Source organism: Calothrix anomala FACHB-343, from assembly GCF_014696435.1.
Classification (GTDB): domain Bacteria; phylum Cyanobacteriota; class Cyanobacteriia; order Cyanobacteriales; family Nostocaceae; genus Aulosira; species Aulosira anomala_A.
The window spans coordinates 25,302-46,409 of sequence record NZ_JACJQG010000047.1 but is presented as its reverse complement, the minus strand read 5'-3'; the positions used below and the strand labels follow the sequence as shown (position 1 = coordinate 46,409).

Below are 21,108 nucleotides of genomic sequence, written 5' to 3'. Positions count from 1 at the left end.
TACGAATTATTTCCCCCTATTAATCACCTCGGCTGGAGCCAAATCTATGGCTGCTTATAACTGGACTAGACGCGATTTTATCTTAGGAATGGGAGCAACAACCGCCTCAATGGCGCTCTCTTCTTGTGCTATTAAAGGTAATACTGGCGCTACAGGACTCAGCGAAGAAGCCTTAGCCATAGAACCAGTAGTTAGATCCCAAGACTTAGAAAAGCCAGATATTACTGTTGGCTACGTACCTGTAAATGATTGTGCGCCATTTGCGATCGCCTGGAAAAAAGGCTTCTTTCGCAAATATGGCTTAAACGTCAGACTCAACCGCGAAGCCAGTTGGGCGACTTCCCGCGATGGCTTGATTTTTGGGCGCTTAGATGCTGCGCCTGTTGTCTCCGGTGCAGTCACCAACGCCAGAATTGGAGCTGAAGGCGCACGCCATGCACCCCTCTGCGCCGGTATGACAATACACCGTCATGGTAACGCCATGACGATGAACAAAGCCATGTGGGATTTTGGCTTACGTCCTTGGTACGAATATCAAGAAAAATATGGCGATGGCGCTTTAGAAGCCTTCGGTAGAGATTTTCGCGGTTATTTTGACAACCAGCCTCCAGAACGCAAAGTTTGGGCGGTAGTCCTCAGTTCTGCCATCTACGAATACTTTGTGCGTTATATTTCTGCGGCGGCTGGCGTCGATCCCTTAAAAGAGTTTCGTGTCATAATTGTTCCACCACCGCAAATGGTAACCAACGTGCGGATTGGGGCAATGCAAGCTTACATGGTTGCCGAACCTTGGAATACTAGAGCAATTACAGGCAACGAAGGTATCGGTTTTACCTTTGCCCAAGGTAAAGAAGTTTGGTTAGGACACCCCGATAGGTTATTGGGAGTGATGGAATCATTCATCAATCAATATCCCAAAACCTATCGTTCCCTCATCAAGGCGATGATTGAAGCTTGTCAATATTGCAGTAAGCCAGAAAATCGCCAAGAAGTTGCGGAGTTAATTACAGATAGATCCTTTACCGGCGCAAAACCGAAAAAGCCCGGCGCGCCAATTACCAAATTTACCGGGCCAGCAATTTTAGGCAATTATAACTATGGTGGATTTGATGGTAAAGACCGCACCATTACATCTGCTGACAATACGATTTTCTTTGATATCCCGGATAACTTGCCCAAACAACCAAAAGAACACTCGACATTTTTGTGGCGATCGCGCAGTATTTGGTTAATGACACAAGCTGCACGTTGGGGACAAATTAAAGAATTTCCCAAAAATGCGGAAGAATTAGCCGCCAAAGGTTGGCGCACAGATCTTTATCGCGAAATAGCCGCAGAAATGGGGATTGAATCCCCAAAAGATGATTACAAAGTTGAATCAAAAGAAGTATTCATTGATAAAAAAGCTTTCGATCCCAGCAATCCTGTGGGCTATTTAAATAGTTTTGAAATTAGGGCTAAATCTCCTATTCGTTTCTATATGTCTTAATTTCACAGTAGCAAGATTAACTGACGACTCAATATTTGCCGGAGCATTTGATGATGAAATCTACCTCATTACCTATTAATCCCCATAACCAAGTCATACCCGGTACTGGATTTCTGGAAATTGAAAATTTAGTCAAGTCATATCCAACACCAGATAAAGGTAATTTTGTCGTTCTCGATGGTGTAAATCTTTCCATTGGTGCAGATGAATATATATCAGTAATTGGGCATTCTGGTTGCGGTAAATCAACTTTGTTAAAAATTGTTGCGGGATTAGAAACATCCACTTCTGGATCGGTACGGCTAGACGGGAAAGAAATTCGCCAGCCGGGTGCAGAAAGGATGATGGTATTTCAAAATTACTCGCTTTTACCTTGGTTAACAGTGCGAGAAAATATCCGGTTAGCTGTAGATGAAGTGCTAAAAAATGCTAATCGCTCTGAAAAAATTAGCATTGTGAACGAACACTTGGCAATGGTAAACTTGACGGCGGCTGCTGACAAATATCCCGATGAAATTTCTGGGGGTATGAAACAGCGTGTGGGCATTGCTAGAGCTTTAGCAATTCGTCCAAAAATGTTGCTGATGGATGAACCTTTTGGGGCGTTAGATGCTTTAACTAGAGGTAAATTGCAGCGACAAGTATTAGATATCTGGGAAAAACATCGCCAAGCAGTGATGATGATTACTCACGATGTAGACGAAGCAATTTATATGTCAGATCGCATCGTCTTAATGACAAATGGCCCCGCCGCCACCATCGGAGAAATCTTAGAAGTACCTTTTTCCCATCCACGCGATCGCGCAGCCATGCGTAACTCCAAAGAATATTTTGAATTGCGCAATCATGCCTTGAACTTTCTGGATCGCTATTTTACCCAAGATGAGTAAATTAGATTATGATGCTTTTAGTGGGTAGCCTAATTCAAATTCGGTAAAATCTGAATTTGAAACGGAGGAACCAATGTTTGGGGCTAATCTTTATGAGAGACACCTTCCAGTCTTAGCCCGTCAGCTAACTCCGTCGGCAGTGGAAGGAACCGCCAAAAACTTTGGCTTTTATACCAGTTGTTATTGGGGTTTCTTTTACCGATTTTAGTTATTAGTCATTGGTCATTAGTCATTAGTCATTAGTCACTGGTAAAAAATCTAGACAACTGACAAATGTACAGACAAGGGTTATCGCGTCTCTGACAAAGGATCAATGACAAAAGACAAAGTTGGTTACCCTGCTTCTCATTTAGTCATTTGTTTCATGGGAGAGAAGTTAAGCTGTGAAAATCAAGCCAATGCTAGTGCGCCTACAAAGCACCATCGGTCGAGATGACTTAATTGAGCAAATGGTATTGCTACCAGAGCCAAGAAAAACACTTTCTAGAAACGCCGATCCAGCAAAACCAATAAACTTAATTGTCGCTTATGATGCTTCTCCCAAGAGCCATACCGCCTTAGATATCGCTTTTTGGATTGCCCATCAAACGCGCTTGGCTACTAATACATCAGTCACAGTTCAAGCAGTTTATGTGGTAGCAGATAAGCAAAAAAGCCAGTATTCAGATATCTTTAGTTTGACTAGACATATTACTCCTTTAGAATGTCCAGCCAGCAACGTCTCGAAAACTGTCACCCCCGTTTTAACTCAACCAAAACTACAAGCAGTAGCGCCACATTTACAAGAAAAATCCTTAGCTGTTATCCAAAAAGCAGACCAAATTCTTTGGCAAGCACGTAGTCTTGCAGAAGAATGGCAAGGTTCTTTTAAATCTCATTTGCGTTTTGGTATAATTGGTTCAGAACTGAGAAAAGTTGTAGAATTAGAAAGTGCCGATATTTTATTTATCGGTTGTCATTCGGTTCATCATCCTATTATCAAAGCACTAGGTTCTGATTTCCCTTCCGCAGTGTTAGGAATACCTAGTTGTATTGAAGAATAAACTGAAGAATTCAGGCTGTTGAGTTCAGTTCCTCTTCATTTCACTCAGGTTCTTAAATATTCCTATTTGATTGCTGAAAAAACTTTGTATATACCTAACTTGCCTTTTCCCTGTTCCCTGGTTTGTGTTCCCTGTCTGTTTAAGTGATTTCAAAAATCAAATAGGATTTTTAGATCCACAAGTCACCTATACTTAGGTGGCTTTTTTCATTATTATGCAGTTATAAGAATAGAGGATAGACAGGGTGGAAAATTGGCAAGCGCTCCTGAGCATCATTACTTTTATATCTGTCATCGTCTTCATCATGACAGAATGGGTACATCTCACCATTGCAGCCTTTTTAGGAGCATTATTACTAGTTTTTACCAACGTCATGACTTTAGAAGAAGCCGTGGGTTATATCGGCAATAGTCATGGCACACTCGGTTTATTCTTTGGAGTCATGGTACTAGTAAGAGCATTTGAACCTACCAAAGTATTCGATTACTTAGCTACCCAAATGGTATTACTAGCTAAAGGTGATGGTAAGCGACTCTTACTAGGTATTATTGGCATTACCACACCGATTTGTGCAGTATTACCTAATGCCACAACAGTTATGTTATTAGCGCCTTTAATTCCGCCAATGGCGCAAGAAATCGGCGTTAATTTTGTACCCTTATTAATTTTGATGGTATTTGTTGCTAATAGTGCTGGCTTATTAACACTTGTTGGCGATCCGGCTACGTTTATTGTCGGTGATGCTATTAATATCAGCTTTACAGATTATTTATTGCGCCTCAGTTTAGGTGGAGTCATTGCTGTTATCACAGTCACAGCCACATTACCATTTTTATTCCGCAAAATTTGGCGAACAAAACTTGAAAATTTAGAGCAACTTCCACATCCAGAAATTAATCATCCCCGCGTTTTATTTATTGGCGGCTTGATTATTGCTTTTGTATTATTATTTTTTGTCATTGGCGAATCTCTACCAGTTCCTATATCACCTGCGGCGGTTGCTTTATTAGGTGCTGGTTTAGCTTTACTCCTATCTCACCAAAGCAAAATCGATTCAGTTAACAATATCTTGCGAGATGTAGACTGGAGTACCTTAATATTTTTCATGAGTATTTTTGTGCTGATTGGTGGATTAGAAAAAACTGGAGTAATTAATAGCCTCTCCGGTATATTGGCAGCAATATTGGGAAAAAATATTGTTCTCGGTTCCCTAACTTTAATATTTTTTGTCGGGATATTATCTAGCGTTGTCCCCAATATTCCCTTAGTCGTGGCGATGGTTCCCTTACTCAAACAATATGTTGTTAACGTCGGATTAGCGCCAGCAGCAGTTCTCGCATCCGATTTTCAAGGACAATTTCCGCCAGAGGTATTACCACTGTTTTACGCCATGATGTTTGGTGCTACCTTGGGCGGTAATGGCACATTAGTAGGCGCATCTTCTAATATTGTCGCCGCCGGCGTCTCTGAACAGCATGGACGGCGCATATCTTTTAACACATTTCTTCACTACGGTATCCCAGTAATGATACTGCAACTAGTGACTTCGGCTTTGTATGTCTTGTTTCGCTTTCTACTCTAAGTATTTAGCGGCGGATATTCTCGAAACCTAATTCACGAAAGAAATTTTTTAATTATTACTTAATATTTACCAAAGTCAATCTGTATACAGATGCATTTCTATCTTTAGGGGGATGCATCTATTTCTTGTATTCAATGATTCTACCTTACGGAGAGATTTTTGCTCTCTAAATCTGGTAAAACAACTATAAGTACAAATAATTACACCCTGAAAAGGATTAAACCCATGAACCCGCCTGAAGAATACATCAATAATAATTTGAGAGAGCCAGGTCAAGGGGTTTCGGCATCTGATATCCACAAGTCGCAATTCAATGGTACAAATCTTAGCGAAATTAACAGTTTAGATAGAGTCAGAGATATTCTTTTTGGTAACCAAGTCAGGGAGGTTGACAAAAGATTTGCACGGTTAGAAGAACGCCTAACTAAAGAATTAACTAACCTGCGCGATGAGACAAAAAAACGCTTAGATTATTTGGAAACTTATATTAAAAAAGAAATAGATTCTTTAACAGAACGCTTGAAAAATGAGCAATTAGAAAGAGATGCAGGTGTAAAAGCACTCGCAGAGGATCATAGAAACCTTTCTATTTCTCTTGAAAAAAAGATTGCCCAATTTGATGAACAAACTACTAATAGCCAAAGAGAACTCCGCGAACATCTCCTAAACCAATCTAATAGCCTTCAGGATGATATAAGGCAAAAATATGAAGAGATTATAGCGTTACTAGAACGAGAATCTCAAGAACTGCGGCGAGAAAAAACCGACCGTTCTCAGCTAGCTTCTCTATTTAGCGAACTAGCGATTAGGCTGAATAATGATGTGAAATCATGATAAAAGTAAGGAGTGAGAGGTTTTCCTCTTCTCCTTGCTAAATTCAATTTTCATAATAAAATATATCTTCAAATTATCAATTTAAAAATTAAAACTCATTTACGAGACAACACAGATGACCTAATATTCCCTGATTTTCTCTGCGTTCTCTGCGTCTCTGCGGTTTATAAGAAAGATATCGATAACAGAATTATAGACTTTACTCAATCTTATTAATTTATGACAAATATTATAGCTGTTAAATGCTTAAAATTTAAAATATTAAAATTCATTAATAGGTATAAACTAGGGGATTTTAACTATGAATAAAAAATCCACTAATGGCATAAGTAAAGAATCCCTCATGCAAAGTAATGGTAGCCAAATTACTGTCAGCCCTACAGATATAGAAGACAACCAGCAATTAGACAATTCGCCCATATTAACAAATAATAATCAAGCAAAAATCAACGATGAATTAAATATACTGCGCAGTTTATTACTGGGTGTTGAACCAACTCAACTTAATAAACTCTACGAAAGATTAAATAATCCCCAAATTCAAGCAGAAGATATTAGTCGCTTGCTTCCAGAAGCTGTGATTTTGCGAGCAAAGCAAGATAAACAATTAGGTGAAGCGATAGTATCTACTGTGGAAACAGCTATTCATTCTTCAGTCACGCAAGACCATAATATACTTTCAGAAGCCTTTTTTCCCATTGTGGGGCCAGCTACGCGCAAAGCAATTTCTACTGCGCTAGAAGAGATGATGCAATCTCTCAATCAAACTTTAGAACATAGCTTATCACCTCAAAGTTTGCGTTGGCGTTTAGAAGCAAGAAGAACAGGTAAATCATTTGCCGAAATTATTCTGCTGCGGACGCTAGTTTATCGTGTAGAACAAGTATTTTTAATTCATAAACAAACTGGATTATTACTGCAACATTTGGTAGCGCCGAGAGTCACTAGTCAAGATCCAGATTTAGTATCAGCGATGCTGACGGCGATTCAGGATTTTGTCAAAGATTCTTTTACTGTAGACAAAGCTGAAGGATTACACAGTTTGCAGTTTGGCGAATTAACGATTTGGGTGGAAGAAGCACCACAAGCTGTCATCGCCGCAATTATTAGGGGGACAGCACCGCAAGAATTTCGGCTAACTCTGCAAGATGCGATCGCTAAAATTCATTTAAGATTAAGTAGCGAAATTAACACATTTAACGGCGATACAGAAACAATGGCAGCCAGCAAGCCTTATTTAGAGGCTTGTTTAGTCGATGGTGTTAAATCTGTACGTAAAAAAAATTATACTTATGCCTGGGGATTTTTGGGTACAATAGCGATCGCTGCTGGGATTTGGGGTTTTCTCACCCTCAGAGAACAATTACGTTGGCATTCCTATATGCAAAAACTGTCAGCGCAACCAGGAATTGTTGTTATGGATACCAAGCAACAGCAAGGTAAATATGTAATTTCGGGAATGCGCGATCCTTTAGCAGTAGACCCCCAAACCTTCATCGAGTCAGCGAATCTCAACCCAGAAAAAGTAATCGGTCAATGGCAACCTTACCTATCGTTAGAGCCAAAATTAGTTACTATAAGATCTGAGAAATTACTGTTACCACCAAAAACAGTATCATTAAAAGTTGATGACAATGGCATTCTCCATGCTACCGGTTATGCCCCGCGTCAATGGATTTTAGAAACGCGAAAATTATGGCGCTTTATTCCCGGTGTCCATCAATTTAACGATACAAATCTTCAGGATATTGCACTGAAGCAATTAGAGTTATATAAACAGCAAATTGAACAAGAAACACTATTATTTGTAGAGGCAAAAACCGAATTAATTCCAGGTGAAGCTGCTAAACTCGCTAAATTAGCGAACACAATTAATCAGCTATTAGCTACTGGTAAATATCTCAATAAAGAGATTAGCCTGCAAATTACAGGACACACTAGTGCTACTGGAACCGAACCAATCAATAATTTGCTCAGTCAAGCCCGCGCTAACAGGATATTATCTTATCTAAATTCCCAAGGAATCAACACCAACAAATTTAAAGCTGTGGGTGTAGGCTCCAACCTATCTTTAAACTCAGAAGCAACACAAGCGGCTAACCGCAAAGTATCTTTTAAAGTATTCGTAACCGATACTTCTCGCTGAAGTAATTATCAGTTTATGCTCCAGAAAAAAATATGTATGGTAGGTGCATTTGCCACAGGTAAAACTAGTTTAGTTTCCAGATTTGTGAGTAGTATTTTTTCAGAAAACTACCATACCACTGTGGGCGTAAAAATAGATAAAAAAACTGTCAATTTTCAAGATAAAATCATCAATCTCATTCTTTGGGATCTTTATGGCGAAGATGAATTTCAAAAAGTCCGCATGTCTTATTTACGGGGTTCATCTGCTTATTTATTAGTTGTAGATGGCACGAGAAAAAATACTCTAGAAAAGGCTTTAAACCTCCAGAGTAGAGTTGAAGAAACTATCGGTCAAGTTCCTTTTATTATGATGCTGAATAAATGCGACTTGACCGATGAATGGGAGATTGACGCGGTAGAAATTGATGCAATTAAACAAAAAAATTGGATTGTGATGAAAACCAGTGCAAAAACTGGTCAGGGTGTAGCAGAAGTTTTTCAAACTATTGCTGAGAAAATAATGGATGAATAAATGCTAGATGTTCCCACTCCTGTGATTGCTTATCTATTAACTTTTATTTTAGAAGAACTGTCTTTAGCCTATCTTCTAGTCAATAAAGACGGCTGTTTATCCGCTTGGGGAGGAAAATTAGCTGCTTACGGAGTTAGTAACCTTAAAGTAGGAGAAAAAATTAAAGAAAGAGTCTTCTTTTTAGAAGGTATGTTGCCATTAGATGATTTTCCGTTATTTTTACCCAGATTAAAAACCGAATATGGCATTTGTGCCGATGTTCATCTATTTCCTTCAATAGAAGGAGATTGGATCTTAATGTTAGATGCAACTAGGGATGAGAGAGATTATGCATTTATTCAACAGAATGCTAATGAATTTAGTTTATTACAAGAGAAATTAGCCAAACTTTTTCAGCAGTAATTGAGAGAAAAATTAATTTATAATGGCGTAAACTAATGACTGACTCTATCACAGACGACTTATTCGCAGCTTTGAATATTCTAGTGTTAGAGCGACTGCACCCTGGAACTTTTAAAATTACTGGTACAGTCCCAAATTGGTTAAAACATTTTTGTCATCCCAGGGTGACATCAGGTACAGAGGTATTAATTCCCGAACAACAGTTTCCTTTTTTAGAAAACTTTTTGATTGATGCTGAAGAATTTTGGCAAAATAACAGCCCTAATAAACTTAGTTCTGGCTTCTGGACTGATAATGATTTAGCTGGTAGAGAATATCACTTTGAAGCCTCAGCTATTTTCTTAAATAACAGAAAATTTTTATTAATTGAATTATTAAATGATGTTTATATAGAAAAGCAAGATATTATTCAAAAAGCCAGAGAAAATCAATTAAAGTATCAACAATTAGTTAAAGATAAGCAAAAAAAAGAAGTTTTAATTCATTGTATAATTCATGATATAGCCGGACAATTAAGCAGTATTAATTGTTGTCTAGCTTTGTTAGAATTTGAAAATTTAACACCAAAAGGACAAGAAAGGCTAGAAATTGGCAGACACCAGACAATTAAACAAGAAACGCTGATTCGGGAAATATTAAATGCATTCTCTGAGGAAATGCGATCGCTTGAAGCCTTTACCCTCGATCCAGAACAAGCACCAAATATTTTAGCTTCTGTGCAAGAGGTAATCAAGCTGCTGAGTCCAAGTTTCACGCTAAATAACGTCAAATTACAACTAGCCAACAATATTGATGTAACAGCAGACTGGAGAGTAATAGGCGATCGCTCCCGTTTAGATCGGGTAATGTCAAATTTAGTAGAAAATGCATTGCGCCACAGTCCGCCAGACTCTACAGTAGAAATTGGTTTACAGCCAGATGAAACATCTATTCTCGTAACAATTGACGATCGCGGTACAGGAGTACCACCAGAAATAGCTAAAAATTTATTTCAAAAATTTACCCAAGGTGGGCAAAAATCAGGTAGATCTGGATTAGGACTTTACTTCTGTCGCATTACAGTTGAACGTTGGGGCGGTAAGATAGGTTATTTACCTCGTCCTGATGGTGGTTCGCGCTTCTGGTTCCGTTTATTAAGACCTGAAAATTAGGGAATTCCAAAAAATAAATTATTCTGCTTTATGTTGTTGACTGTTGACTGTTGACGGTTCACAGTCAACAGTGAAAAATTTCAATGGAATATTTTTTTACTTGGAAGTCCCTTAAGTCATAAGATGTTAATTTCCGGTTTTAATTAACAGTATTTAGCAAAAAAATAGGGTAAAATATTTTGTACCCTATTTGGCGAAATCTATAGATTAATTAAGTGGAAATAGACCTAGTAACTCATCAGATGCAGTACATCGCGCAGGACGCTATAGCCTGCCAAATCCCACAATAAATAAGCTAAAAAGCCAATAGCTGCAAGGCGACCATTCCAGATTTCTGCTTGTGGTGTCCAACCAAACAGAAAAGCATTTCTATCTACACCGTTATATTCTGTAGCTACGGGTGGAACATTGGAAGAAGAACGAGTTTCCATTTTTTTATCTCCTATATTTCGAGTAGTGATTGCGCAGATTTTTGACTATTTAATTGTTAATAACCAATTAGATGCAGTACATCGCGCAGTACGCTATAGCCTGCTAAATCCCACAATAAATATGCAAGAAAACCAATAGCTGCAAGGCGACCATTCCAAATTTCTGCTTGTGGTGTCCAGCCAAACAGAAAAGCATTTCTATCTACGCCGTTATATTCTGTAGCAACTGGTGGTAAATCACTGGAGGAGCGAGTTTCCATGTTTTCCCCTAAAATTTGTTTTCTGTTGTTTCTTGCTTTTAATGTAACGATTTATAAATGGATTGCTTTCTGTCTGTAGATACAAAGAATAGCCACTTCTTGTGGATGAAGATTAAAGGGAGAATGTAGCGAATATATCTACCTGAAGATGGTGATAAAAAAGTAATTGTAAATAAATGTAACGCTGAAAACTAAAAACCCTGTATAAGCTGGTTTGTTTGGGTTATAGACATCAGTTATAATAGCAAATTTGCCAAAATATGAGATTTATCTTTAATTTTGGCTATATAAAGTGGGGTAAAAATTGCCCAGTGTTCATTGATATGGAAAGGTAATTATTCCAATAATTAAGCTAAATTTCTGTATTATTGCCTGATAATTATTGTTCAGCTTTCTTGGAGAGATTGTAATTGAAAATCTAAAATTATGTGGTGTACCATCGCCAGCGAACACACCCTTGTATTTGAGCAAGAGTGCATTCATGGATGATGAAATTAACTAGTAATCGCCCAAGGAGACACCACTATTCAAATTGCAGTTGAGGGACGAGTTGTAGAGTCCCTATACCTAAATCTTTGGGAGCAAGCGATCGCGCTTCAAATAAAGCCATCATATCCTTTAATTGAGGATTACCGCGAGAAGCACCTGTTAAGCCCTTGGCAATGATTAAACCACAGTGGCCTTTAGTATTTTTACAGCGCTGATTCCATTTTTTCCTCGCTTCTACATGGACGGGATCGTCATCTAAAAATTCCCCAAACAAGAACAACTCATCATTGTGGGTTTGTAATAAACCTAAGTCGTAGTTATTTCCATCAAAAGGATCTGCTCCCGGATTAAAGCAAATTGCTTTTAATCCCCCAGCTGCTTCTAAATTTTCAATTACCGTCTTAGCTCTGGGTCGGGAAGTTTGAATTAAAATCACAGGTAAACCATCCCCTACTTGGGGAATTTCACCCACAGGATGATAGCTAACGCCTTGACGCAAATATTCCAGCATTTCCCAAGAAACTACTCCTAAACTCAGGAAAGAATCATCGGGGATCAAATCATCGCGCAAGGAACGGAACATAGAGGAAGCTTCGTCCATATCCTCATCTTCCATATCAAAGCTAGCCATTTGCTCTAATTCTGCTGCTAACTCTGGCATGGTAGAAACAGTCACAGATACTGTTTTAGTAGCTTCCTGGGACTGGGGAAGGGTAATGCGATAGCGATGGTTAAGGCTGGCGAAGGAGTCTGCATACAGTTGGCGACGGTGATCCCGGATAAAGCGGTTCAGGCTTTCTAAGGCCACAAACATTACTAATGCTTCTTCGTCATATAAAACCGATCGCAATCCTTCTAGCGGATGGATATTCCCAAAAGTCGGGTCAATTTCCGATAATGGTAAATCCGCTAAATCGTCCTCGTCCTCAAATTCTTCTGTATCATCAGTCTGTTCAAAGGTAAGAAATAGACAATCTTGTTTGAGGAATGCTTCTTCTAAACGTCCTTGAGAATCTTCATCTTGTAACACCGCAGCGCGAAACTGCTTCAGGGATTCTTCGGAACGGTACAGTAAAATACCATACTCCATTCCCAACATTCCCATAATTGAAGCGTAGAGTTTACCAACATCCCATTTATTAATCTCTATAGATAAGATTTGTTGTTCTTCTAAAAACTCCCAAGGAGAGGCTTGCCAAATGGCGAAAGCCTTTTCTTGCAAAGCTTGGGCAAATTGGGGCGGTAAATCGGGGATCTGACTATCGAGGATTTCGCCAAAAGAGCGGAATAGCTCGTCAATCAAAGGTAATTCGGGTACGTAGTCAATCGCAATATCCAAGTCTTGCAATACACCACGCAGATAAAATTGGATTTCGCGATCGCGCACAACAATTCTTTGCGGTCGAGCGGGTTTAGCCGGACTATGAGGATGTTCCATTGCCCGCATGAGAGTGCGAACTACTGCTTCCGGGCCAGTATCCGGTGCAACTACGTCCATACCTCTGACAATACCTTGAGAGCCATCCACCCACAGAATGCAGTCCCCCTTGGACTCCGCGTCTATGGCCTGGGTTTGCGATGATGACAACGGACGGCGATCGCCCTCCCACACAGAAGGAATTTGGGATAATTTCTTCAACCGACGACTGGTAGAGCGATTAAAACTTGTCATAGAGTAAATTAATTAAAAGAAGCAATAACCTCATCACTTTTTGGGAACGGCTAGCCTCGGATCAACTTTTCGAGAGCTAAAGAAAGAAGATTGGTTGCGATTTTTCTAGCCACAAGGCTGAATCTCCCAAAATAGCGCATCTCTAAACGCACCGAATCCCTCAATTCTAGAATAAAAATATTTAGCCGCTTTTAGCGGAGTCTTTACAATTTGCCAATCAGAGACATCAATGTCGCTAGAATGGATACAAAAACACACAATATAACCCAGGGTACTGGTTAAACCTCTTAAGGAGTTGAAACAGCAGATGACACAAGCAACTCAGCCACAACAACGCGGAATTCAGTTAAGCGAAGCCGCATTACGCCAGGTAAAAGCCCTCCGTGACAAGCAAGGTCAAGATTTATGCTTGCGCGTCGGCGTTAGACAAGGCGGCTGCTCTGGGATGTCTTACATGATGGATTTTGAAGACAGCAGCAAGATTACCGAGCACGACGATATTTTTGATTACGACGGCTTTAAAATTGTTTGCGATCGCAAAAGCCTATTATACCTCTATGGCTTAATGCTAGATTACAGCGATGCCATGATTGGTGGTGGCTTCCAATTTACTAACCCCAACGCCAACCAAACCTGTGGTTGTGGCAAGTCATTTGGCGTTTAGTTAACAGTCTAAAGTCAATAGTCCCAAGTTCACAGGCCAAAATTTAGTCAGCCTGCACTCTTGACTCTTGGTCATTGACCATTGACTATTGACTATTGACAACTGTACGGGCGGGTTCACAAATATCCTCACTGATCAACGATAATTCTCAATAAACCCACCCCTACTGACCATTGACAACTGACCAATGACTAACTCCGTTGAATCCCTATTTGATACAGGTTTAGAACGCTATAAAGCTGGAGAAAGCGCTGCTACTTTAATTCCCGTATTTAAAGAAATTTGCGATCGCGCTCCTAAAAGCAGTTCTGCTTGGACTTGTTTGGCTTGGTTGTATCTGCTGGAAAACAAAGGTAACCTCGCCTATAAAGCCGCTTTAAAAGCAGTCAAGCTCAATCCCCAAGACCCACAAGCTAGAATTAACCTGGCTATAGCTATGCTAGAAACTAAGCAAAAAGGCCTACGGGAGCATGTTGATTTTGCCCAACAGTTAATCTTTGTTAACAAAGAATGGGAAGAAGAAGTCAAACACAGCATTGAAGATGGTTTAACGAGGAAACCAGATTGGCAAAGTTTGACAAAAGTTAAAGGCTGGCTGTTTGATAATTAGGGTTATGGGGCATTGGGCATTGGGCATTGGGCATTGAAAATTAATTTCTCCTCCCCTGCTCCCTGCTCCCTGCCCCCTTGCCTTTTCCCCTAGCCCCTAGCCTCTAGCCTCTAGCCTCTATTCCCTATTCAGCTATGAAAGAGAAATTATTAAACTGGCTAAACCTGATTTTAGTCGCAGATGTATTTTTGGTTTTCTTTGGCTTTGGGTGGTTTGCGATCGCAGTTGTTGGTGATGCCTCTGGGATCAATCTCGGATTAGATTTGTGGCATCAACTCTGGCAACCTCTATTTAACCCAGCCATTGGCATTCTCATGGGCGGCGCAATTCTTAGCGGTGTTATCAGTTGGATTTCCCGCAAATTCCCAGCAAATTAATTACCCGCCAGTAGAGGATTTAACGCGGATAAATCAATGCCCCATGCCCAATGCCCAATGCCCAATGCCCTATTCCAAAATCTGTGATAACGCAGCCCGCAAATTGGGATATTGATATTCAAAGCCAGATGCTATGGTGCGTTTGGGAAGAACTTCTTGCCCTTCTAACACTACTGTTGCCCCATCTCCTAAGAGTGCTTCCAAAGCAAAAGCAGGAACCGGCAACCAAGAAGGGCGATGCATAATTTGCCCCATAGTTTGGGTTAAATCTGTCATCCGTACTGGATTTGGTGCAGTAGCGTTATATACACCTTCTAGCGCTGGATTTGTTAAAGCTTGGATAATTAAATTAACTACATCATCTAAGTGAATCCACGAGAACCACTGCCGCCCGCTACCGATGGGGCCTCCGGCAAATAGTTTGAAGGGGGTAATCATTTTTGCCAAAGCGCCGCCCATTCCCAAAACAATACCTAAACGCAAAATTACCAAGCGGACATTAGCATCTTTAACTTTATTTGCTTCTGCTTCCCAAGCTTGACAGACTTCAGCCAAAAAATCGTTTCCTGACTGGCTGGTTTCGTCAAAGGTAGCAGTTTCACTAGTACCGTAGAAACCAATAGCTGAAGCGTTGACTAACACCTTTGGTTGGGGGTTAGCCTTGACTATTGCTTCCACAATTTTTTGGGTACCTAGTTTACGGCTATTAAGAATTTTCTGTTTTTGTTCTGCTGTCCAACGTTCCTCAGCAATCGGTTCGCCAGCAAGGTTAACAACACCATCACATCCTGCAATGGCCTCTTGCCAAGAACCTGATGCAGTAGGTTGATAAACAGCTATTTCTAGATTAGGAAAAGCTGTGGCGGGAAAAAGCTTTTGGGCAAAACTAGCATTACGTGTTAACACCAACACAGTATGACCTTCCCGATGCAGCCGTTGTACTAAACGACTTCCGACAAATCCTGTTGCTCCAGCAATTGCGACTTTCATCATGCACTCCACTGCCAAAGTCTTATTTTAAAGTTTTTTATCAAATTTGCTGACTGCACCCCCTGCTTTTTGGATAAAAGAGATTTGGCTGTAGAGTTTCCACTAGATTTCTTTAATGAATTTATAAAGACTTGGAGTTTACATAGTTCGGTATTATAGGATGGACGGAGTGTTGCAAGGCGTGGGGCTATTATGGCTCGCTATACCTGTTCATTTATTGTTTCTGTTCCGATTGAGCATCTTCAACCTTTGCTTGTAGATCTGCTACAAGACTTAGAATTAGATGTTCAGTACTACAATGCCGATTACATTATGGCGCGTGAGATTCCTGGTACTGTCCCTTATACAAAGTTTGTGAAGGTGGAAGTACTGATTGATAAATCAACAGCTACAGAAACAGAAACCAGGTTGAGTATTGTGGTTAAAAATGAGGAATTGCCACTCCAACTAGATAATCACTGCCGACAAGTATTTGAATATGTAAAACAGGCGATTGAACACAGTCGCCATTGGCATCTCATTGAAAGTTTGGCTGGCTAACTTTTAGTGTTTTTCGTTTCGGCGTCCGTTGCGGCTAGCTTCATGACAAAGCTAGCTTAAGCAACATGTCAAAACACCTGAGAAATCAGCAAGAGTTGAGTAACACTTACTTGAGATTTTAATATTGCTTAAGCAAGAGAGTGGAAGTTAATAATATTGTGGTTGTTAAATTTCTTCCATATCCTCAGTCATCCCCGGATTGATGAGTGTAATATCATACTCGCTAGCATCTGTTTGCCCCGATCGCTGAGAGTTACGTAGCAAGTAATAAATGGCACGTACCTGAGGCCCGAAGATAATTTCATCTTCATTTCTCAGATCGTGAGATGGGATTTTGCGGCCGTTAATCATTAAACCGTTAGAACTGAGCTTGCCTTTAGCATCACCATCTACTATTCGGTAATAAAAGCTGTGACTATTGTGTTCTCTTGGCAATCTTACCAATGTTGCATGGCGACGAGAGACGAACTGGGAGACCAAGCGGATATTGCAATCGCGGTCTCTACCAATAGAGTAGACTGGGTTTTCTAGAGTAAATTCCTTACGACCTTGATCGTCTTCAATAATTAGAAGATGACTTTCATTGGTTTCTGCTGCCATTGATGCATCGCTGCTAACATTGGTTGAACTGTGACTTACCAAGAATTGTTGAATATAGTTTCCTGCCATTCTCACTTATTACAGCTTATGGTACTGCTTTAATCAGCATTAAATTGGATGCTGTCTGTTAAAAAGTAGAATTGGACGGTTCTACTTTTGTTAGTTTAACTTTAGTCAAATTCTCAACTAGCTTCAGTAGATGCATAACTCCTGATTCTGATTTTAATTTGTCCAATCAGTATAGAAGCGAAATTAAGTTGAGAATGTTACCTCAAAAGAGGTTTTTACGGTCGATGAGCTAAATGCCGTAATAAAACTGAGTTACTGACAACACTAACTGAGCTAAAGGCCATTAATGCGGCGGCACCAGATGGGCTAAGTATGAAACCCAAACTAGGTAACAACACACCTGCTGCTAAGGGAATACCAATTGTATTATATGCAAAAGCCCAGAATAAATTCTGGCGAATTTTGTTGAATGTAGCACGACTGAGGTAAATAGATTCTACAACATCGCTCAAGCGATCGCGCATCAAGACAATGGCGGCGGTTTCCATAGCCACATCTGTACCGGAGTATAAAGCAATTCCCACATCGGCTTGAGATAAAGCTGGTGCATCATTAATGCCATCGCCAACCATGGCGACAATTGATGCAGATTGGGTTTGTAATTCTTGAATGGCGGCGGCTTTTTTACTGGGGGGAACGCCAGCCAGAATATCAGCGCTATCTAATCCTAACTGTTTACCGATCGCACTGGCAGCTTCTAGGCGATCGCCACTGAGCAACATTACCCGCAAACCCATCTGTCGCAATTTATCTACTGTAGCTTTGGCATCTAATCTCAGGGTATCGCTAACGGCAATAATTCCCGCTAAAGTTCCGCCCACCGCTACACAGACAACTGTTTTCCCTGCTGTAGCTAACTGCTGACTCAACTGTTGTGCAGCCTCGCTAATAGCAATTCCGTGCCAACTTAACCATTCCCAATTACCCAGGAGGACTGTTTTACCTGCAACTACAGCCGATACCCCTAGCCCTGGTTCGGTATGAAAATCTTTGGCTTCTGGGATTGCTAATTGTTGATCCTGGGCTGCTTGCTGAATCGCTTTCGCGAGGGGATGGTATGTGCCGCTTTCTACTGCTGCTGCTAACTGTAACAGAGATTCGCCTGACTCTATCTCAATTGGCAGACAATCCGTGACTGTAGGATTACCAGTAGTCAAAGTGCCAGTTTTATCAAAAACCACAGTATTTAACTGATGTACCCGTTCTAAAACATCACCGCCTTTAATTAATAAACCCCGTTCTGCACCTAAGCCAGTACCCACCAGAATCGCTGTAGGCGTAGCTAACCCCAAAGCACAGGGACAAGCAACTACCATAACTGCGATCGCTAATTTTAAACTAATCAACAATGGTGGATAGTGAATTGGTACTGTATTGTGATGGGTAGTTGGCAGGTGAGTCATTTCCATGCTGCTAGACATGGTAATCTCTGGCCAGATATGGGTACCCCAGAAGAACCAAAAGATAAAAGTTAATAAAGCGGCTGTTAATACCCCGTAGGTAAAGTAACCAGCAACCGTATCTGCTAATTTTTGTACCGGGGCTTTGCGGGTTTGAGCATCTTCTACCAGGGCGACAATATGAGCTAAAGTGGTATCGCTACCAGTACGAGTTGCTTGGATAGCGATCGCGCCTGTTTGATTCAGCGTCCCTGCTGTTACCATATCCCCTGGTTGCTTAATTACGGGTACAACTTCCCCTGTCAGCATCGACTCATCTACCGTAGTTTGTCCGTAGCGCACTTCACCATCAACGGGGATTTTATCACCAGGCAAAATTTGTAACCATTCGCCCACGCGCACCTGTTCGGCGGGAATCTCCACGCTAGGCGACACAATTACCTTATCTGATTCTTGCCCAATTTTCTCTGGATTGGCAATTAACCGTGCAACTTGCGGCTGTAGTGCTAATAATTGCCGAAATGCGGCGGCGGCTTTACCTCTAGCTTGTTGTTCTAGAGTTCTTCCCAACAGAATAAACCCCAGCATCATTACAGGTTCATCAAAGAAGCATTCCCAACCCATTTGTGGGAACAGTAGCGCCACCAAACTAGCCGTATAGGCTGTTAAAGTTCCCAAACCCACCAGGGTATTCATATTTGGCGCATTGCGTCGCCAACCTAGCCAACCATCAACTAAAATCGGGCGACCAGGAAATAGTATGGTTAAAGTTGCCAGTCCACAATGTAACCAGATGTCATTTAATAATGGCAATGTCAAGCCTGCCATACTACTAATATGTCCAATTCCCGACAAAATTAGCAGTATTCCCGCAACTAGCAATTGCTGCACAGAAGATTGCATTTCGCGGCGCTGTCTTGCTTGTAAATCTTCTCTGGTAAATATAGATCCTGCGGCTGTGCGCGGTTGAGAGGGGAAGCCATTGACAGTTAAATGCGTTGCCAATTGTTCTGCATTAATTGTGCCTGTTTCTGCTTCTACAACTGCTACCTCTGTCGCCAAGTTCACACAAGCACTCTTAACTCCTGGCTGTTGAGTTAGCTGTGATTCTACTGCTTTGACACATCCAGCACACTTCATACCCCCAACATCCAGAATTATTTTCTCAGTTGTGGGGATTGGTTCTAGCTGGAGTTGAGTTTCCGGAACAAGTTGCATGGCAAGGTTTAGTTAGATTCGCTTCAAATTAGACGCCATAATCAAAGCGCCCTAATTTCAGGGTAGGCGAAATCTGCAACTAAGACTGTATGTAAAACAGATTTAACGACGACTCCAGCGTGGCTGAGAAACATACACTAGCACTGCTAGTTGAATGGGGAGAACAGCTATAAAGCTTTTTAAGAAATAATTAATTTCTAAACTAGACATAGCTGAGAAATATCCTATACCTAGTAATAAAAATAAAACCAAGGTCAGCCTGTGACGTTTGAGAGTTAACATATCAGTAATTCGTAAGTCCTGATTATAAAAAATCACCAATGACTAATGACCGAATTTTAGATTTTAAATTTTGGATTTTGGATTGAAGATTTAAACTTGAAAATTTAACAAGGTGACAAGCCTCCGAATTTATTCGGATAATAAATCTAAAATCTAAAATTTATGATAAGCCCCTGACTTGATGCATGGGGTAAATCTAAAATCTAAAATCCAAAATCCAAAATTGTTTTACAAGCCCCTGACTTGATGCATGGAGTCAATCTAAAATCTAAAATCCAAAATTGTTTGACAAATGAAAATTTAAAACCAACCTTGCTTATTAATACAGTAAGTATCAACAAATTGTTTTGGTGATTTATTTAAATAAATCATGCCTTCAATTAAACCTACGAGTTGCATAATTAAAAATGTAAATCCGTAGGTAAATGTACCACCTACTATAGAAATTACTAGCATGATAAAACCTTCGGAATAATATCCTAAGGTAAATTTATGCACTCCAAACCCGCCAAAAATAATGCCACAGTAAGCAGCCATCAGTTGTCTATTTTTTTGACTGGAGTTAAGATTTGCCATATTAATTCTTGTTCCTTGGTAAATTAAGTGTAATTTTTCTTGATTATTTCAGAAAAAAGTAAATATATTTACGTACTCAATATATTTTTACTTTCTCAAAGAAAAAGTAATTTCTTTGATAAATAGCGACAACCAAAAATCAACGATTCCTAAGGAAACGCTGGAGAAATTAAAAAAATGAGGTGATTTAATATCGCCTGTAACTACAGACTGTAACGCTCGATATCCGCGACAAGGGTTAGTAATTGCAGCATATTAGCTTTGTAAATTATTCAGTGACACCTTTCTCTTGAGGAGAATTCACTGTTGATAATCAGCAAATACTCTTATGCTGGAATAACCCTTTCTACAAGGCTATGAGTTTGATGTCCGGACTGTTTTGCAGATAGCTACGATGATAATGACATCTGTTTTGAACAGTACCAATACAGGCATTGTTCAATAGGATAGAAACAGATTAGCACTGCTAAGGCTAAAAATAGTAGCACTTTCATCAATCCTATCAACTGTAGCTATTTAATTTCCTCATTATTCCTGTTCAGTAAAACTGGTGAAAGAATTTACCTTTTGAGACAGGCAAAGATTACTTAGACTAAATCAAAAGCTGAGGTTTAGCTATAGTAATCCTAAATTATGGGTGAAATATTACACGTAGAGTTGTTAAATGTTAACCATTGACAGTCAACAGTCAAAACCGATATTTTTCACAGATGAAATAGGATTGCTATATTTATCTTCTCAGTATTAATGAGTGAGTTTTAACACCCGCATTGAATTTGCAGATAGTACTTACTCATATTTATTTCTATGTTTAATCAGTGAATTGTTGCCATATATGCAGATAAAAGCAAAAATTTTCAGTATATGGCAACCGTAATAA

At 40.0% G+C, this 21,108-nt stretch carries 20 protein-coding genes and 1 riboswitch; of the genes, 13 read left to right on the top strand and 7 right to left on the bottom strand.

The annotated features are described in order from the left end of the window. Positions 1–46: 46 nt before the first annotated feature. The 9 genes from H6G08_RS23945 to H6G08_RS23905 all read left to right on the top strand — a co-directional run bounded on the left by H6G08_RS23945 (position 47) and on the right by H6G08_RS23905 (position 10,050). Positions 47–1,489 (top strand): ABC transporter substrate-binding protein, encoded by a 1,443-nt coding sequence (locus H6G08_RS23945; protein ID WP_190547469.1) that lies wholly within the window; start codon positions 47–49, stop codon positions 1,487–1,489. A 53-nt stretch (positions 1,490–1,542) separates the two neighbouring features. After that, positions 1,543–2,379, top strand: coding sequence for an ABC transporter ATP-binding protein (locus tag H6G08_RS23940; RefSeq protein ID WP_190547526.1), 837 nt, complete (start codon positions 1,543–1,545; stop codon positions 2,377–2,379). A 38-nt stretch (positions 2,380–2,417) separates the two neighbouring features. Next, positions 2,418–2,530: riboswitch (cyclic di-AMP (ydaO/yuaA leader) on the top strand. Positions 2,531–2,777: 247 nt separating this feature from the next. Continuing rightward, positions 2,778–3,422: a universal stress protein gene (locus H6G08_RS23935; protein ID WP_190547524.1), complete on the top strand. Its 645-nt coding sequence runs from the start codon at positions 2,778–2,780 to the stop codon at positions 3,420–3,422. A gap of 244 nt (positions 3,423–3,666) precedes the next feature. Further along, positions 3,667–5,004: an ArsB/NhaD family transporter gene (locus H6G08_RS23930; RefSeq protein WP_190547467.1), complete on the top strand. Its 1,338-nt coding sequence runs from the start codon at positions 3,667–3,669 to the stop codon at positions 5,002–5,004. Positions 5,005–5,229: 225 nt separating this feature from the next. Beyond that, positions 5,230–5,838, top strand: a complete 609-nt coding sequence (locus H6G08_RS23925) for a hypothetical protein (protein WP_190547465.1) — start codon at positions 5,230–5,232, stop codon at positions 5,836–5,838. A gap of 301 nt (positions 5,839–6,139) precedes the next feature. Next, positions 6,140–7,984: an OmpA family protein gene (locus H6G08_RS23920; protein WP_242046254.1), complete on the top strand. Its 1,845-nt coding sequence runs from the start codon at positions 6,140–6,142 to the stop codon at positions 7,982–7,984. Between the two features lie 15 nt (positions 7,985–7,999). Beyond that, positions 8,000–8,497 carry a Rab family GTPase gene (locus tag H6G08_RS23915; RefSeq protein ID WP_190547463.1) on the top strand — a complete coding sequence of 166 codons (498 nt, stop codon included), beginning with the start codon at positions 8,000–8,002 and terminating at the stop codon, positions 8,495–8,497. Then, positions 8,498–8,899: a hypothetical protein gene (locus H6G08_RS23910; protein ID WP_096644816.1), complete on the top strand. Its 402-nt coding sequence runs from the start codon at positions 8,498–8,500 to the stop codon at positions 8,897–8,899. A 35-nt stretch (positions 8,900–8,934) separates the two neighbouring features. Next, the gene (locus H6G08_RS23905; RefSeq protein WP_190547461.1) at positions 8,935–10,050 is read left to right on the top strand and encodes a sensor histidine kinase; all 1,116 of its coding nucleotides are present in this window, start codon (positions 8,935–8,937) and stop codon (positions 10,048–10,050) included. Between the two features lie 227 nt (positions 10,051–10,277). On the opposite strand, the gene H6G08_RS23900 is transcribed toward H6G08_RS23905, so the two are convergent. The 3 genes from H6G08_RS23900 to H6G08_RS23890 all read right to left on the bottom strand — a co-directional run bounded on the left by H6G08_RS23900 (position 10,278) and on the right by H6G08_RS23890 (position 12,902). After that, complete coding sequence (locus H6G08_RS23900; protein ID WP_096644814.1) at positions 10,278–10,481, bottom strand: high light inducible protein; 204 nt, start codon at positions 10,479–10,481, stop codon at positions 10,278–10,280. Positions 10,482–10,537: 56 nt separating this feature from the next. Further along, positions 10,538–10,741 (bottom strand): high light inducible protein, encoded by a 204-nt coding sequence (locus tag H6G08_RS23895; RefSeq protein ID WP_096644813.1) that lies wholly within the window; start codon positions 10,739–10,741, stop codon positions 10,538–10,540. Between the two features lie 523 nt (positions 10,742–11,264). Next, on the bottom strand, positions 11,265–12,902 hold the full coding sequence (locus H6G08_RS23890; protein ID WP_190547459.1) for a DUF6930 domain-containing protein: 1,638 nt from the start codon (positions 12,900–12,902) through the stop codon (positions 11,265–11,267). 307 nt (positions 12,903–13,209) lie between these two features. On the opposite strand from H6G08_RS23890, the gene H6G08_RS23885 reads away from it, so the two are divergent. From H6G08_RS23885 to H6G08_RS23875, 3 genes are all read left to right on the top strand, one after another. Next, on the top strand, positions 13,210–13,566 hold the full coding sequence (locus H6G08_RS23885) for an iron-sulfur cluster assembly accessory protein (protein WP_190547457.1): 357 nt from the start codon (positions 13,210–13,212) through the stop codon (positions 13,564–13,566). A gap of 187 nt (positions 13,567–13,753) precedes the next feature. Beyond that, positions 13,754–14,176 carry a tetratricopeptide repeat protein gene (locus H6G08_RS23880; RefSeq protein WP_190547455.1) on the top strand — a complete coding sequence of 141 codons (423 nt, stop codon included), beginning with the start codon at positions 13,754–13,756 and terminating at the stop codon, positions 14,174–14,176. Between the two features lie 134 nt (positions 14,177–14,310). After that, the gene (locus H6G08_RS23875; RefSeq protein ID WP_190547453.1) at positions 14,311–14,553 is read left to right on the top strand and encodes a DUF8620 family protein; all 243 of its coding nucleotides are present in this window, start codon (positions 14,311–14,313) and stop codon (positions 14,551–14,553) included. Between the two features lie 69 nt (positions 14,554–14,622). Here the strand turns inward: H6G08_RS23875 and thyD are convergent, their stop codons facing one another. Next, positions 14,623–15,543 (bottom strand): thylakoid membrane protein ThyD, encoded by a 921-nt coding sequence (thyD, locus tag H6G08_RS23870; protein WP_190547520.1) that lies wholly within the window; start codon positions 15,541–15,543, stop codon positions 14,623–14,625. 192 nt (positions 15,544–15,735) lie between these two features. On the opposite strand from thyD, the gene H6G08_RS23865 reads away from it, so the two are divergent. Further along, positions 15,736–16,083, top strand: coding sequence for a hypothetical protein (locus H6G08_RS23865; protein ID WP_190547451.1), 348 nt, complete (start codon positions 15,736–15,738; stop codon positions 16,081–16,083). A 165-nt stretch (positions 16,084–16,248) separates the two neighbouring features. On the opposite strand, the gene H6G08_RS23860 is transcribed toward H6G08_RS23865, so the two are convergent. From H6G08_RS23860 to H6G08_RS23845, 3 genes are all read right to left on the bottom strand, one after another. Continuing rightward, positions 16,249–16,752: an FHA domain-containing protein gene (locus H6G08_RS23860; RefSeq protein WP_096644805.1), complete on the bottom strand. Its 504-nt coding sequence runs from the start codon at positions 16,750–16,752 to the stop codon at positions 16,249–16,251. A 215-nt stretch (positions 16,753–16,967) separates the two neighbouring features. Continuing rightward, complete coding sequence (locus H6G08_RS23855; RefSeq protein ID WP_190547449.1) at positions 16,968–19,370, bottom strand: heavy metal translocating P-type ATPase; 2,403 nt, start codon at positions 19,368–19,370, stop codon at positions 16,968–16,970. 582 nt (positions 19,371–19,952) lie between these two features. Next, positions 19,953–20,228 (bottom strand): TM2 domain-containing protein, encoded by a 276-nt coding sequence (locus tag H6G08_RS23845; RefSeq protein ID WP_190547444.1) that lies wholly within the window; start codon positions 20,226–20,228, stop codon positions 19,953–19,955. Positions 20,229–21,108 lie beyond the last annotated feature (880 nt).

Bases quoted from the DNA above. Each gene is read 5' to 3' on its own strand.
- H6G08_RS23945 (WP_190547469.1), top strand. From the start codon at position 47: ATGGCTGCTTATAACTGGACTAGACGCGATTTTATCTTAGGAATGGGA.
- H6G08_RS23940 (WP_190547526.1), top strand. From the start codon at position 1,543: ATGAAATCTACCTCATTACCTATTAATCCCCATAACCAAGTCATACCC.
- H6G08_RS23935 (WP_190547524.1), top strand. From the start codon at position 2,778: ATGCTAGTGCGCCTACAAAGCACCATCGGTCGAGATGACTTAATTGAG.
- H6G08_RS23925 (WP_190547465.1), top strand. From the start codon at position 5,230: ATGAACCCGCCTGAAGAATACATCAATAATAATTTGAGAGAGCCAGGT.
- H6G08_RS23920 (WP_242046254.1), top strand. From the start codon at position 6,140: ATGAATAAAAAATCCACTAATGGCATAAGTAAAGAATCCCTCATGCAA.
- H6G08_RS23915 (WP_190547463.1), top strand. From the start codon at position 8,000: ATGCTCCAGAAAAAAATATGTATGGTAGGTGCATTTGCCACAGGTAAA.
- H6G08_RS23910 (WP_096644816.1), top strand. From the start codon at position 8,498: ATGCTAGATGTTCCCACTCCTGTGATTGCTTATCTATTAACTTTTATT.
- H6G08_RS23905 (WP_190547461.1), top strand. From the start codon at position 8,935: ATGACTGACTCTATCACAGACGACTTATTCGCAGCTTTGAATATTCTA.
- H6G08_RS23900 (WP_096644814.1), bottom strand. From the start codon at position 10,481: ATGGAAACTCGTTCTTCTTCCAATGTTCCACCCGTAGCTACAGAATAT.
- H6G08_RS23895 (WP_096644813.1), bottom strand. From the start codon at position 10,741: ATGGAAACTCGCTCCTCCAGTGATTTACCACCAGTTGCTACAGAATAT.
- H6G08_RS23890 (WP_190547459.1), bottom strand. From the start codon at position 12,902: ATGACAAGTTTTAATCGCTCTACCAGTCGTCGGTTGAAGAAATTATCC.
- H6G08_RS23885 (WP_190547457.1), top strand. From the start codon at position 13,210: ATGACACAAGCAACTCAGCCACAACAACGCGGAATTCAGTTAAGCGAA.
- H6G08_RS23880 (WP_190547455.1), top strand. From the start codon at position 13,754: ATGACTAACTCCGTTGAATCCCTATTTGATACAGGTTTAGAACGCTAT.
- H6G08_RS23875 (WP_190547453.1), top strand. From the start codon at position 14,311: ATGAAAGAGAAATTATTAAACTGGCTAAACCTGATTTTAGTCGCAGAT.
- thyD (WP_190547520.1), bottom strand. From the start codon at position 15,543: ATGAAAGTCGCAATTGCTGGAGCAACAGGATTTGTCGGAAGTCGTTTA.
- H6G08_RS23865 (WP_190547451.1), top strand. From the start codon at position 15,736: ATGGCTCGCTATACCTGTTCATTTATTGTTTCTGTTCCGATTGAGCAT.
- H6G08_RS23860 (WP_096644805.1), bottom strand. From the start codon at position 16,752: ATGGCAGGAAACTATATTCAACAATTCTTGGTAAGTCACAGTTCAACC.
- H6G08_RS23855 (WP_190547449.1), bottom strand. From the start codon at position 19,370: ATGCAACTTGTTCCGGAAACTCAACTCCAGCTAGAACCAATCCCCACA.
- H6G08_RS23845 (WP_190547444.1), bottom strand. From the start codon at position 20,228: ATGGCAAATCTTAACTCCAGTCAAAAAAATAGACAACTGATGGCTGCT.